The following is a 12,254-nucleotide window of genomic DNA, read 5'->3' on the forward strand; positions in this document are numbered from 1 at the left end:
TTCTAGTTTCCTCCTAGCAGTAGGTAAAAGATTTATAGGAGCTAGACGACTCAGATTTTTGAAACTATTTGTTTCAAGCTACAAAGGACTTGCAGCAATGCAACTAGGGTAGGGCATACCCGAAGTAACGCTTGGGGAGAGCCTCACCTCTGGCTTAGACGACGCAAGGAATCTAAGTTAAGTGATCTCATTGAACCAAGAATCCCCGTCGATTTATCGCGGGGAGTGTCAATTGAAAGTAAGTTGTGACACTCTGCACTTTATCGTACCAAGTAGCCGCCGTTGATGAAGATTGTCTGCGCGGTGATCTTTGATATGCTGTGGTTGCTTTCCCTTAAGCTACTCCATACCCTGTATACGGACGCTTATAGGGCGGATGTAAACCCAGAATAATATTCTCTTTCGGCACGCCAATTTCTACTAATTCTCGTGCAATATCTACATCAGTCATATTGCGCTGAATCCAAATATTTCCATCTTTAATATCCAAATGGATGATACAGTTGTAAACTCGCTTAAGTCCCTCCCAGCCAACTTCTAAAAGCTGGTAGTGGTCATGTTCTGTATCAAACACAAGCTGAGACTCAATATCTGAATTGCCACTCTCAAAAGTAGCGTGAGACATTAATATTTGGCGTATGCTTTGGCGATACTGTTCTACTCTTTCCATTGGACAATCACCTCCTGAAGTGGATCATAACTCACCAACTTCACTTGATAAAGCTTGACAGCTTCCTGAGTGAATCGCTCCTGAAAGAACGAGTCAAAGGTATCGACGGGAACTGCTAAATAAAGTATTCTGTCTGGTTCACTCATCTGTAATGCAAGGCGATATGCTGAATGAAAGTCAGTGATGACAGAGCTATTAAGAAAGCTTTTGATTTCAACTGCTATTTTTCGCCCTGCCTTATCAGCTGCAAGGATTTTTTCTGCCGCTAAGTCAATCTCAAACTTTACACGCTCAATCTTGATTTTTAGCGGATCTGCTGTAATCACCCATTGCTCTTTTAACAGTGCTTGTTTGACAGCATTATGGAATAGGTCTTTGGCAGCCATTTGTCCTCACATTGAAGCGATCGCAAAATATTTAATTTTCACTCGTCAATTTCCGTCGCAATTCCCGAATAGCAGCGCTAGTATTACGCTCGTAAGCAATTTTTAAAGACTCTGTTACTATCTTTGACACATTGATGTTAGGAAAATAGCGGCTACTGGTTTCAACAGTGTAGACATCGCCTTGCAATCTGTAAATCACAAGCTGGTTCTTCCTAAACAACCAAACTTCTGGTACTCGATAAGGCAGGTAGTCATTTACATTGGTGTAGCTGGTGATGTCTATTTCCACCACTAAATCGGGGGATGGATCAACACCCCAATTGATGCGATCTTTACCTGCGATGGCTTCCCAGTTTTCAATATAAAAACAGTAGTCTGGTTCTATACCACTTTCCTGTGGCAGTTCCATTGTGATTGGGGTAAATGCTTCGTATTCTCGTCCCAGATGATCGAGTAAAACTTTGGCTACATCTGCAATTACACTTACTTTTCGCCCATGTTCTGGTAGCGGTGCCATCAAAAGAATTTCTCCATCTCGATACTTAATGCGAGGAGAGGAGCGATCGCCTAATTGTTTATTCAGTGCTTGATAGTCTTGCCAACTTCCGGGTAGGCGTACTACTGCGCCTGGAGGCAAATGGATTGTATCGGGTGTGACAACAGCAAACATAGAACTGAACCTCCATCTCCACTGTAATAGTTAAATATCAACTGCTACGGCTAAAAAATACAGCAGCGACAATAATTAAACCTAAAAGTGCTAAGGGAACCCAAAGATTTGGGACATCTGACAAACTCATATTTAAATTACGAATTAGGAATTACGAATTATCTTAAGCCAATGCCTCCTTTAGCGAATTCTTCAACAGTTTTCTGGGAGAATTCGTGAGTTGCGATCGCTTGCAACATTGCCAATGGTAAAGTTAAATGATCCGCCCCGGCTTGCAATGAAGCGGCTGCTTCTTCTGGAGATTTGATACTAGCTGCTAAAATTTCCGTATCACTGCCTTTGAGTACACTAGCCATATCCCGTACCAAAGCAATACCATCACCTAACAACCGCGTAGCTCGATTTACATAAGCTATGGCAATTTTAGCTCCGGCTTCCCGTGCGACTGCTGCCTGTGCTGCACTATAAATTGCTGTCACTGAACAGGTAATTTCTGGTGATAAACTCGCCACCACTTCAAAACCTAACGGTGTTGCGGGAATCTTTAAAATTGTTTGCGAACCAATAATCTCGAAAGCTTTTCTACCTTCAGCTAGCATCCCAGCTTTATCAGATGCCACGAGTTGATAGTATAAGGGGCCAGAAGTCAAGGCAACCAATTTTTTGAGCGTGGTTTCTGGTGGCGTATCGCTTTGAGACAACAGCGTAGGATTTGTGGTAATGCCTTTCACCCATCCCCAAAGCTTAACAATTTCAGCTTCCGATGCGATCGCCGAGTCTAGATAAATTGCCATAATTTTTCTCCGATCAATTATCAGATATTAGGGCTTACCTTGGCGCATCTTATCCTGATTCCGGTGACAAATGCCAGCGTCAATCCCGTGCGATCGCTACACAGTCTTTGCTCAAGCTGTTCGTAACCGTTCAATGTCCTTCATAGGAGGCGCACCAAACATCCGAGAATATTCGCGACTAAACTGTGAGGTGCTCTCATAACCCACCTGATAGGCATCACTGTGCCAAAACGGGAAAATTGTACGCTAAGGCTAAAAGCGTTATCCAGCAGGCATCTTAGCCCCTCGCTTTTCTACAGCACCCGTGAGCGGCTGTTTCCCCTCAGTTGATTGGTGCAGAGTACTGCCAATACTCTGCACCATCTGGAAAGGCTTTAGCTAGTCAAGAGTGATAAATATAGGTTGGCACTTGCTCTAAAATTTTTTACACCCCCCACATTGTTTACATTGGTTTAAAAGAAACCCAGCCTTAGATTTTTGCTGGTGAATTGATGTATGGATTGTAATTAAAATTACAGTCAAACCACTTGTGCTTTGAGGGTTTATCTATTGTTTTAAGGGATTAGGAATATAGCCACATTTGTCTTCATTACACGCCGCCGCAAGCCTTTCAGAGAACTTGCTAACTCGTGTAAATTGTGGAGAGATTACAACCTTACCATCCTTGTTGATATAACCCCACTTGTCTTTAATCATTACCGATGCCAATCCTTCTGAAAAGTCATATCGGTCTTCTAAATTTTGACAGATGATTCCTTTTGGATTTCCGGAATTTAGGGTTTGGGGCGGCTCTGCAACGTCACATTTATATCTTGAATAGGGGTCAAATTTAGCATCATCAAACTTGGGCTGAATAACAGTGTCACCTTTTGTGTTTATATAACCCCACTTGCCGTCAATTTTTATTGGTGCCAAACCTTCAGAAAAACTGCTAACATTATCAAACTTGGGCTGAATAACAGTGTCACCTTTTGGGTTGATGTAACCCCACTTGCTGCCAATTTTTATTGGTGCCAGGTTTTCAGAAAAGTTACCAGCACCAGTAAAATTCCGTTCTATGACAAATTTACCAGTCTTGTCTATATAACCACAAGTGCTGACATGACATACACGTGCCAGTCCTTGAGAAAACTGGTTAGCAGCATTTCTCCCATATTCTGGCTGAATCAAGAAAATTCCATCCTTATCAATATAGCCCCTGTTCTTACCATAATTCCATGCTAGTGCCAGACCTTCAGAAAAGCTCTGAGCACCATCAAATTTCGGCTGAATAACAATGTCACCATTTGGGTTGATATAGCCTGTCTTGCCATTAATTCTTACGCGTGCTAGCCCTTCAGAAAAAGCACCAGCCATTTCAAATTTTGGTTTAATGACATAATCAATTGGTGGAGGAATGGGTTCTTTTCTCTCTGTTATCAATATAGTCAAGGGTATGCTAACTACTAATGTCCCTGTAATAGAGACTATGTTCCCATTCCATTTTATGGCTCTTATTATAGCAGCACATTCTTTAAGTATTTTAGGCAAATTTTGCCATAAGTTTCCTGATTGCTGAGGGTGCTTATTAGATGGTAAATTATTTTGCATAGGTTGTATTTGCCTGTTTATTAGCCTTTTGACGTTTGTTAGTCTTGAGTTGCTTTTTCTCCTAATTCTTATTAAATGTAAATAAAATAAGCAAATGTTGAGTATGGTTCTTTAGAAGGTTCAACCATTTCGCTTTCCTTCTGATTCTTAGTAGTTTTAGGTAAAATAAACTTATGCACTTTTCAGTGTTGAAAGATAAAAAAGCAGCATACTTCATGGCGTCACCGTGGTCGGGTAGCAGGACTATATCGCTATAATCCCGCCCCCTCAGAACCGGACTTGCAGCCTTGCGACGCATCCGGCTCAAGCAAGTCATAAACTACAAATTGTTCCAGAATGTATTTGCTGATGGCAGTACAGATGTACGAGTTGTAGGTCGCCGTAATTGTCACCAGCACCCTGAGATTTTGGCTTTTTATGATGAAGATGTAACTCCTCATCATTTAATAGAGATTCCCCGCATACAGGACAGACATATTGTTGCCTTTGGGCTATGAAGCCACCGCGAAGTTACTTGCTCAAAACGGTGCAAATGTTGTCCCAACCGGATGATGTCGATGTCAATGAAGTCATTGTTCGCCCGACAGCCAGCGCCTTCTAGGCAAGTACCAGCGCGAGGGGGCGGGGGCGAACGGTCAAGGACGGCTCATTGGTCCTAATCCTTTCGGGAACCAGATGTTTAGCGATCGTAACTGGCGCACTCCCGTTCGGCTACGCTCACGGCAAGCCTGCTCCCTTGCCTCTTTTTCAAGGGATAATCTTCTTATACAGCAGCCTACACGGAGAAATTAATATGACATCTCCACAAACGGTTACATGGCTAAAAGAACGGACGAGTTTAGGAATTCTCTCATCTGAGGTGTTAAATGCGATCGCACAAGTAATTGAAGAACAAGTTATACCAGCCGAAACTGACTTAGTTAGCGAAGGCACTCCTTCAGAAGCCCTTTATATTCTTGTAGAAGGTCAACTCGAAAGCAAAAGCACCAATCAAACTAACCCAGCCTTAGCTTGTGGATTCCTCCCCGGTGCAGTGATTGAACTCAAAGAATTGCTGTTGGATGAATTAACTCCATTCACAATTACTACGGTGACAGATTGTCATTTGTGGGTTGTGCCTGGTGATAAATTTCGCGCTTTAGTTAACCAATACCCCGAAATTGCTCAGGCTTTTTCGCGTCAATTGGCTCAAGAATTAGCTCAGGCAACATCTGCACTTAGCTATGAACAAGAACGTTCCGTAGCTTTGCGACCATATTTAGTTACCAAAGCCCAACGGGGAATTGTCGGTACAAGTCGCTATGCAGTAAAACTGCGTGAGCAAATTCGAGAAGCTGCTGCTGACCGCAAATCAGTGGATATTTTCGGAGAACCAGGGTTAGAAAAAGACAATATAGCAGCTCTCATCCACTTTGGTTCTCCAAAACGACGAGAACCAATTATTAAAGTAAATTGCGGTATTCTGCAAACTAGCGGTGCAGATTTATTCGGTCGCGCTGGCGGTAAACCAGGATTGTTGGAATGGTTGGGAGAAGGTACTTTAGTTCTCAACAACATCCAAGAATTGCCACAAGAATTGTTACCTTCTGTAACGCAGTTGCTCAAAACTGGCACATATACCCCCGTGGCTCGTTCAGGAGAAGCAGCACCGGAACCTCGTCCCAGTAAAGCCAGAATTCTGATTGTTTCCGAAAAAACTCAGTCGACAATTGAACGCTGTATTGGTCACATTATTAAAGTACCACCGCTACGGGTGCGGAAAGCTGATATTCAGGCACAGGTTGAATATTATACTAGTCTCTATATTCGGGCTAGAGGCATTTCTAAACCGCGCATCACCCCAGAAGCTTTACGTCGCCTCCAGTCTTATGATTTTCCTGGCAATCTCAAGGAATTAAAAAATCTGGTAGAAAGAGCGATCGTGCAAGCGGAGGGTGCTAATGAATTAACAGAAGAAATTTTCTGGCCAGCCGAAACTAAGAAAAAACGATTTCGGGTGAATCTATTAAATGCCTATCCTGGTTTGCGGCGGTTTTTACGTAGTCCCTGGTGGCCCGATCGCATTAACTATGGTTTTACTGCAACGGCTTTTGCGATTATAGTTGCAGTGTTATTTATTGGGCCACAAACCCGCGATCGCAATTTCGTATTAAATCTATTTTGGGCTTGGTGGTGGCCGTTCTTCTTATTTCTCTTTCCCTTTTTGGGACGTATCTGGTGTTCTGTTTGTCCCTTTATGATTTACGGGGAAATTACCCAAAAGTTATCTCTGTGGCTATGGCCTCGACAACTCAAACGCTGGCCGAGACAACAAGCTGAAAAATGGGGCGGATGGTTCATGTTTGGTTTATTCACCCTAATTTTCTTATGGGAAGAACTCTGGCATTTAGAAAATACCGCTTACCTCAGCGCCTGTTTGCTACTGTTAATAACCGCCGGGGCGATGATTTTCTCTGCTCTTTTTGAGCGGCGGTTTTGGTGTCGTTACCTCTGTCCCATCGGCGGGATGAATGGTTTATTTGCCAAACTCTCAATGACGGAACTCCGGGCGCAGCAAGGTATTTGTTCTGCCAGTTGCACCACATATCAGTGCTATAAAGGTGGGCCACAAAAGGGCGAAGGGATGGAAACGAATGGATGTCCTTTATACTCCCACCCAGCGCAGTTAGAAGATAACAGAGATTGCGTACTGTGCATGACTTGCCTGAAAGCCTGTCCCCATCGTTCCGTTGAGTTCAACTTGCGTCCCCCTGGTATTGAACTGTGGACAACTCATGTACCCCGTACCTATGAAGTAGCCTTATTGTTTTTGCTGTTGGGTGGGATATATCTGCATCGCTTGCCAGAGTTGCAATCTTGGTTGGGGTTACAACTGGATTTAAATCAATTTTGGCAGCACTTGGGATTATCGCTGCTAGTGTTAATTATCCCAGCGATTTTTACCTTTGGGGCTTATGGCTTGCTGCAACTGTTCAACTTTAACCGGAAGTCTCGATCGTTTGTAGAACTTGCCTATGGCTACCTACCATTGGTGTTAGGAGGAAACTTGGCTCACTATCTGCGTTTGGGCTTAGGCGAAGGCGGGCGGATTTTACCCGTGACCTTTGCTACTCTTGGTCTGGGTGGTGAACAATTGCCAATATTGGTTGCTCACCCGGCTGTGATTGCCTTTTTGCAAGGTACAACAATAATTTTCTCAGTGTTGCTGACTATATTATTAACGCAAAAAATTGCCAAGCAACCAGTGCGTACACCGAAGGGGTTAGCGAAGCTATCGCTATTTTGGCAACACCTAGCAGCGATCGGGCTGGGAGTTAGTATGTGGGCAATTATCGTGTTTTGAGCTTTACATATAGCGATACGGTTTGATTAACATGTTTGTCTCTGGAAGATCCCCCCTTTTTAAAGCTTGCTCTTTCTGATCTTTACCTCCTTAAAAAGGGGGTCGCCGCAGGCGGGGGGATCTTTTCTGAAGTGGAAGAAAAAGCAGTCTTGAAGCAAGCGATTACCTACGGTACGTCTTTTCTACGTTCGCGCAGCGTCTGTCTGCGACACGCTGCGCGAACACAGAGAAGGACGCAAAGAAAAGGAAGAAATATTTAACTCAATTGTATTGACCTATACACTAAAATTTATAACTTTTTTTCAACTGGATAGTTATTTCTGCCTTCTTACGGTAGCCATATAAATATCTTTTTAACTACAATATGAACTTCTTCTGGAATTTGACTCTTCTATTGTGTAATTACACGTAGAATAAATCAAGTCTAAAAATCTTAATAAAAATTGTAGGTAGCAAACTAATGACACAGCCTAACTCACAAGATAAAAATAGCTTTCTTTACCCTCGTAGCCGATATTATGGTAAATTCCAGCCAGAGACTTTAGTATTTAATGCCAACCTCCAAGAATTTGCCCAAAAAATTAGTTACATCAGTTGTCTAGAAACAGGCGGAAAGCTGTCTCCAGAAGAAGCTTACCAGCAAATTAAGGCGCTTTGGAAACAGTTGAAACATAGCAAAAAAGAACTAGCTATTGGTGAAAATAAATAAACTTAAGCTTTTAAAACGATGCGCGAACTATTTTAAGCAGCTTTTATCTGATCTTATTCTCACTGGAACCATAAAAGGAGGTTAGCCCAGCTTCTATCCTTATATTTTTTTGGGAAAAATTTGTTTCCAAACTCACAATTATTATATTTAACTACGAGCATTCCTTTTGAAGGATGTTACTGCTAAGGGACTTCCAAGAAATAAATTATCCAATCTTGTGAGGTGGGCATCTTGCCCGCCTTTGACTATGGGCTATCGTGTCGCCCACCCCACAATAAATAGTTGTATATTTTTTTATTTGGAAGTCCCTAACAGCAGCTATTATCGTGCTGATTAATAGTCTTGTTAGCTGAAAATAGTGGCGTGTCAAGGCTCAAATAATGTATCAAACGTAGGTTAAAGAGCCACTGCGCCCTTGCGGTTTCCCAACTTAAAGCAAGTGGCGTTTGAGGAACGCGAAACCCAGCATTCATCGGGGTATTGGGTATTATGCTTCGCTGCGCGACGCTGACGCGAAGTTTCATGTGATGCGTGTGCTGTAGAAGCGATAGGTTTGAATAATTTTGTTATAACGGCAGAGAGCAGAAAGCAATATTCCTCTTGCCTTCTGCCGTTGCTGAATTAAAGTATGAATCTGGATGTAGAGACGTAGCCAATACTTTTCGGATAAACCCAACAATCTCTTTTTTGTTCTGGGGGAAAGGTTAAAGGGTAAGGGGTAAAGGTAAATTCAAACCTTTTCCCTTTCCCCTTTCCCCCTTAACCGAAAAGTATTGGAGACGTAGCACTGCTACGTCTCTACAAGGATTTTGGTATTATGCAAAATCATTTTCATACATGGAATCAGCAACGCCACCTTTCTTGATAAATTACTAGGCAATCATCATATTATGTCGCGCCAAAATAAAGAGCCAATTGGATGTGGATGTGCAAATATTCCCTTCTCTGTAATCCTAATTATTTTAGGAGGTGGTTATTGGTGGTTTAGCCAGAAAGGAAATTTAGATATCAGCAAGCTTGTACCTAAGAACCAACAAATAAATATTCCGATTTTGAATCCGGCTCCAACTGCTTCTTCAACCCCTACTCTCTCTTTCTCAAGCTCTCCAAATCCCGCTTCCAACAATAACCAAGCTTCAGAGAAAATAATCCCAAAACAAAAAACACCATTACCTCCAACTCCTTGGAAGAAGAAAGTAATTAGAGGAATTTATTTAAGTCGCTACCAAGTTACCAATAATGCCAATGAGCAAACAATTCGTGAAAGAGTTCGTTACTATCACTCTCAAGGAATTAATACTATTATTCATGGTGTTTGGGGGAATGGTTGTACGATGTACAATAGCGACGTTATGCAGCAAACTCTAGGGTATAGAAGTTGTCCAAACCAGTTTCAAGATCAATGGTTAAATTGGTTGATTGATGAAGCGCATAAACAAGGAATGCAAGTTCACGCTTACTTTGAAAAGGGGATTAAAATAGATAAAAATAGTCCCATTTTTGATTTAGCGATCGCCCGGAAATGGATTGTCCCAGGAGTAGATAAAACCTACTCTGAAATCGATCATTATGTTCTTGATGTAGAGATTCCTGAAGTTACTAATTTTTTTAAAAATATCTTAGTAGAATTTGTCACAAAATACCCTAACATTGATGCAGTTCAATGGGATGATTATCTAGGCTATTATGCTGAATTACCTGGGAAAGTTGACCGCACTGCAAATTTAACTAGTTTTGTGCAACAAATGGTAAGCTCTATGAAAAAAGCTCATTCTTCGGTAAGTTTTGATATTTGTCATCATAACCCCTATTGGGCTAAAAGATATTTTGCGGCTGACTGGGAAAAATGGGGTGTGGATCGCGTCTTTATTCAAGCTTATAATGATAGTAATTTTGTTGAAGAATTAAATTACGCTCAAAAATACGCTGGAGTTGCAATTACAGATCGGCAACTGGGCCGTTTAAAAGAATTAATTGATAACCCAAAAATCACTGGGGATGGTGCGATAAGCCGCAAATTTTTCATCTCTGTCATAGCTTTTGGTAGATTTGGATAGCACTTCGCAAATCACTAAAGGATTAGTAATTGTATCTGTACGTCCCTCAGAAAATTCTAATGAACCTGCAACAACCATGACATCAGGATATGTATGAATTCGCTTTTGAGGAATCCATAGACGTTGATCAGCAACGAATACTCGATAAGGTTGTCGCTTGAAAGCAATATTGAGGGCTGCATAAAAATTACCAGCTATTTGGTTGTGATTTGGTGTTCCACCTGTCATAAGTATAATTTGACCATCTATATATTCATGACGATACTCGGAAATGACTTCTAGCTCTAAGTATTCTGTGGGAGAATAGTCGCGTTTTTCTTGTAATTGCATAGGGCAAGATTTTTTGGTATTTTTGATTTTGCATTGACCAGATGCCATTAATTATGTCTGATCAATGCTGTTCGTTTTTACTTTGTTTTTGTAACGCAGAGGAGTTATTAGGCTGGGTTCCAAGTGCCGTGGAAGCTGTGGGGGATGACACTGGGTAATCCTAGTTTGCAAACGGGTTCTGCATCCAGGCGATCGCTATCAAATACCCAAACTTCGCTACTATGAGAATTACCATCGTAGACAACTGTTAACACCCAACCTTGTTCAGGGTTTTGGGTGTCTTGGGCATAGATGGGTTCTGAAGGATAACGATTTTCTCCTAATTCTGCTTCGGTGAGGGTTTCGGTTTTGTTGTCGAAGCGGGCGATCGCATTTAATACTTCTTGGCTAATATCTGTTCCTGAACGGAATGTTGACATATATGTGTATCGGGAAGCTTGCCCCACGTTTTGCTGTGGTACATTGGGAAATTCACAATGTTGGTTTAATAGTTGCTGAATTGACGTAACTTTGCCAGTTTGGGGATGCAGATGAACTCGCCCTAGTGTACTTTTAGCTGGGGTGTGAGTCTCACCTGTAGCTACTTCCTTGAGATATTGGTTAGTTTGAAAATCTTCATAACGGGCGATATCCACAATTACTGAACCGCTAGCATCTACATAACCGTTACCAAAATGCCATTGGAACCAAGGTTCAGTTTCTCCACGACTCACCACAGATAGGGTTTCTCGATCAATAACTAAAATCTGAGTTCCTAATCTAGGTTGCCACTCTAGCGAATCACTATAGTTGTTTATCCCTATTAGCACGGGTAAGATATTCAACTGCACTGGCGGAATGAAAAATACAAGATACTGTCCTGCTAAAACAAAATCATGCACCAATGGTACACCATCTAGCTGGTATGCGGCTTGTTGGATAATCCGGCCAGTCGAATCGCTTTTGTAAATATTAAGCGTCGCATTTTGTCCAGGGCTGATGCCAAAGTTAAAAATCTCTCCTGTTTGCTTGTCACGCTTATAATGTGCGGAATAGCTTAATCCTTTAGTTAACCCCCCTAAATCATCTTCGCCCGAAGTTTCTAAAGTTTGTAAATCGAGGGCGTGGGGTTTACCACCTTCCCAGAGTGCCAAAAGTTTATCTGGAAGTGCTAGCACCGAAGTGTTAGCAGCATTCTTGATGGGCTTTTGCCATTGATTCCAAATTGGCCCCGGTGCAGTCATGCCATAATTGCCGTAGAGTAATTTACCTGCTGCGGCTTCTTCTTGATAGCCAGAGGTTTGCACGTAGCGATAAACCCCGGTTGCACCTGCATCGGTAAAATTTACAGCCAGAATTGCCCCATCTCCATCAAACCAGTGTCCCATGTGAATGCCACCGCGTTCTAGTCGGGCTGGGCCATTGCGGTAAAGTGTGCCACGCAAGCCATCTGGGATTTTGCCAGAGATAATTGGTAGTTGGGTAAGGGGAAATTCTTTTGCCGATTCTGCGATTGCACCTGCCCAAGCTTTTGTAGTTGACTTTTTCTCGATAGTACGCATATCTAAGTTTTGCTTGATAAATTATTCGATGTACATAGTTGCATTCTTACATTTTCATCTTTGTTGCAATTTTTTAACAATGCCTCTGGCTGTAGATGTATAGAGGCTTTGACCAATTATTCCTTGATGGTACAAGCCCCTAAATTCATTTATGGATAGATAAA

Annotated in this window: 11 protein-coding genes and 2 pseudogenes; 3 read left to right on the forward strand and 10 right to left on the reverse strand. The window is 42.0% G+C overall.

Annotated elements, in window-relative coordinates; translation table 11 throughout:
• Nucleotides 1-334 precede the first annotated feature (334 nt).
• The 7 genes and pseudogenes from VB740_RS32970 to VB740_RS33000 all read right to left on the reverse strand — a co-directional run bounded on the left by VB740_RS32970 (nt 335) and on the right by VB740_RS33000 (nt 4,605).
• Nucleotides 335-670 (reverse strand): XisI protein, encoded by a 336-nt coding sequence (locus VB740_RS32970; protein ID WP_323204034.1) that lies wholly within the window; start codon nt 668-670, stop codon nt 335-337.
• Entirely contained in the window at nt 658-1,056 is a 399-nt protein-coding gene (locus VB740_RS32975) for a XisH family protein (protein ID WP_323204035.1), read from the reverse strand. Before VB740_RS32975 ends, VB740_RS32970 begins: the two co-directional genes overlap by 13 nt.
• Before the next feature lie 31 nt (nt 1,057-1,087).
• The gene (locus VB740_RS32980) at nt 1,088-1,726 is read right to left on the reverse strand and encodes a Uma2 family endonuclease (RefSeq protein ID WP_323204036.1); all 639 of its coding nucleotides are present in this window, start codon (nt 1,724-1,726) and stop codon (nt 1,088-1,090) included.
• 158 nt (nt 1,727-1,884) lie between these two features.
• Nucleotides 1,885-2,520: a transaldolase family protein gene (locus VB740_RS32985; protein ID WP_323204037.1), complete on the reverse strand. Its 636-nt coding sequence runs from the start codon at nt 2,518-2,520 to the stop codon at nt 1,885-1,887.
• Nucleotides 2,521-2,631: 111 nt separating this feature from the next.
• A pseudogene (locus VB740_RS32990) lies at nt 2,632-2,733 on the reverse strand (AraC family transcriptional regulator CmrA); the annotation flags it as partial.
• A 333-nt stretch (nt 2,734-3,066) separates the two neighbouring features.
• Entirely contained in the window at nt 3,067-4,110 is a 1,044-nt protein-coding gene (locus tag VB740_RS32995) for a WG repeat-containing protein (RefSeq protein ID WP_323204038.1), read from the reverse strand.
• A gap of 312 nt (nt 4,111-4,422) precedes the next feature.
• Nucleotides 4,423-4,605, reverse strand: coding sequence for an HNH endonuclease signature motif containing protein (locus VB740_RS33000; protein WP_323204044.1), 183 nt, complete (start codon nt 4,603-4,605; stop codon nt 4,423-4,425).
• Nucleotides 4,606-4,903: 298 nt separating this feature from the next.
• Between VB740_RS33000 and VB740_RS33005 the strand changes: the two genes are divergently transcribed.
• Nucleotides 4,904-7,453, forward strand: a complete 2,550-nt coding sequence (locus tag VB740_RS33005; protein WP_323204039.1) for a sigma 54-interacting transcriptional regulator — start codon at nt 4,904-4,906, stop codon at nt 7,451-7,453.
• 460 nt (nt 7,454-7,913) lie between these two features.
• A complete protein-coding gene (locus VB740_RS33010) occupies nt 7,914-8,162 on the forward strand; it encodes a hypothetical protein (protein WP_323204040.1) in 249 nt (82 codons plus the stop codon).
• Nucleotides 8,163-8,682: 520 nt separating this feature from the next.
• On the opposite strand, the gene VB740_RS33015 is transcribed toward VB740_RS33010, so the two are convergent.
• A complete protein-coding gene (locus tag VB740_RS33015; RefSeq protein ID WP_323204041.1) occupies nt 8,683-8,841 on the reverse strand; it encodes a hypothetical protein in 159 nt (52 codons plus the stop codon).
• 211 nt (nt 8,842-9,052) lie between these two features.
• Here VB740_RS33015 and VB740_RS33020 point away from each other — a divergent pair, with 211 nt between their 5' ends.
• Nucleotides 9,053-10,219 (forward strand): family 10 glycosylhydrolase, encoded by a 1,167-nt coding sequence (locus tag VB740_RS33020; protein ID WP_323204042.1) that lies wholly within the window; start codon nt 9,053-9,055, stop codon nt 10,217-10,219.
• On the opposite strand, the pseudogene VB740_RS33025 reads toward VB740_RS33020, so the two are convergent.
• Nucleotides 10,154-10,549, reverse strand: a pseudogene (locus VB740_RS33025) (Uma2 family endonuclease); the annotation flags it as partial. The gene VB740_RS33020 and the pseudogene VB740_RS33025 sit on opposite strands and share 66 nt — an antisense overlap.
• A 107-nt stretch (nt 10,550-10,656) precedes the next feature.
• On the reverse strand, nt 10,657-12,090 hold the full coding sequence (locus tag VB740_RS33030) for a carotenoid oxygenase family protein (protein WP_323204043.1): 1,434 nt from the start codon (nt 12,088-12,090) through the stop codon (nt 10,657-10,659).
• Nucleotides 12,091-12,254: the final 164 nt, after the last annotated feature.

The sequence above is a fragment of the Nostoc sp. UHCC 0251 genome, from assembly GCF_034932245.1.
Lineage (GTDB): Bacteria > Cyanobacteriota > Cyanobacteriia > Cyanobacteriales > Nostocaceae > Nostoc.

Bases quoted from the DNA above. Each gene is read 5' to 3' on its own strand.
- VB740_RS32970 (WP_323204034.1), bottom strand. From the start codon at position 670: ATGGAAAGAGTAGAACAGTATCGCCAAAGCATACGCCAAATATTAATG.
- VB740_RS33010 (WP_323204040.1), top strand. From the start codon at position 7,914: ATGACACAGCCTAACTCACAAGATAAAAATAGCTTTCTTTACCCTCGT.
- VB740_RS32975 (WP_323204035.1), bottom strand. From the start codon at position 1,056: ATGGCTGCCAAAGACCTATTCCATAATGCTGTCAAACAAGCACTGTTA.
- VB740_RS33020 (WP_323204042.1), top strand. From the start codon at position 9,053: ATGTCGCGCCAAAATAAAGAGCCAATTGGATGTGGATGTGCAAATATT.
- VB740_RS32985 (WP_323204037.1), bottom strand. From the start codon at position 2,520: ATGGCAATTTATCTAGACTCGGCGATCGCATCGGAAGCTGAAATTGTT.
- VB740_RS33030 (WP_323204043.1), bottom strand. From the start codon at position 12,090: ATGCGTACTATCGAGAAAAAGTCAACTACAAAAGCTTGGGCAGGTGCA.
- VB740_RS32995 (WP_323204038.1), bottom strand. From the start codon at position 4,110: ATGCAAAATAATTTACCATCTAATAAGCACCCTCAGCAATCAGGAAAC.
- VB740_RS32980 (WP_323204036.1), bottom strand. From the start codon at position 1,726: ATGTTTGCTGTTGTCACACCCGATACAATCCATTTGCCTCCAGGCGCA.
- VB740_RS33005 (WP_323204039.1), top strand. From the start codon at position 4,904: ATGACATCTCCACAAACGGTTACATGGCTAAAAGAACGGACGAGTTTA.